Annotated in this window: 1 protein-coding gene; it reads left to right on the top strand. The window is 68.3% G+C overall.

The genetic code is table 11. From position 1 onward, the window contains the following. On the top strand, positions 1-1,004 hold a 1,004-nt coding region (locus E3D03_RS20895), incomplete at both ends, for a glycoside hydrolase TIM-barrel-like domain-containing protein (RefSeq protein ID WP_263568538.1).

The raw sequence follows: 1,004 nt of genomic DNA, 5'->3' as shown, positions 1-1,004 counted from the left end.
CACCATGATCCCGGCCTCGGGCGAGTTCACCTATGCGACACAGGCGATCCGCAAGACCGATGGCGGCGCGACGGTGCCCGAGAACCTGAACGCGCTGGCAGACTCCACCGACATGGTGGAGGCGCTCGACCGGCTGCAGGCGATGGCCCCGGCGGTCGAGAGCGTCAGCCTCGTGGTGGCGTGGTTCGGCGACGACCTGCGCGCGGGGTCCTGCAGGGTGCGGCCGGGCGTCGAGGTGTCGGCCAAGTCGACCACGCCCGCCAGCTGGTCGGTGAATGGCGTGAGCCGTGCCAATGCCTTCCTCGTCAGCCGCGACGATCAGGACCGCCCCGTCTATGGCGGCACGCCGTCCGACTTCGCCGTGGTGCAGGCGATCCAGGAGATGAGGGCGCGCGGGCTGCGCGTGACCTTCTATCCCTTCATCCTGATGGACGTGCCGCCCGGCAACACACTGCCGAACCCGTATTCGGACAACGCCGCCGAGACCGGTCAGCCGGTCTTTCCATGGCGCGGCCGGATCACCTGTTCACCCGCCGCCGGTTTCGCCGGGACGGTGGACAAGACCGCCACGGCCGCAAGCCAGGTCGCGGCGCTGTTCGGCGCGGCGACGCCCGGCAGCTTCAGCGTTTCGGGTCAGTCGGTCTCCTGGACTGGCACGCCTGGCGACTGGGGCCTGCGGCGCATGGTGCTGCACTACGCCCATCTCTGTGCCGCGGCGGGCGGGGTCGATGCCTTCCTGATCGGCACCGAGATGCCGGGGCTGACCACGATCCGCTCGGGCGCCAGCACTTATCCCGCCGTGCAGGCCTATCGGGATCTGCTCTCGGATGTGCGGTCGATCCTCGGGTCTGGCACGAAGATCGGTTATGCCGCCGACTGGTCGGAATATTTCGGGCACCAGCCGGGCGATGGCACCGGCGACGTGTTCTTTCACCTCGATCCGCTTTGGGCCGATCCGGAGATCGATTTCGTCGGCATCGACAACTACATGCCGCTCTCCGACT

The sequence above is a fragment of the Paracoccus sp. DMF genome, assembly GCF_004407025.1.
Taxonomy (GTDB): domain Bacteria; phylum Pseudomonadota; class Alphaproteobacteria; order Rhodobacterales; family Rhodobacteraceae; genus Paracoccus; species Paracoccus aminovorans_B.
This window is presented reverse-complemented; position numbering and strand designations above follow the sequence as displayed.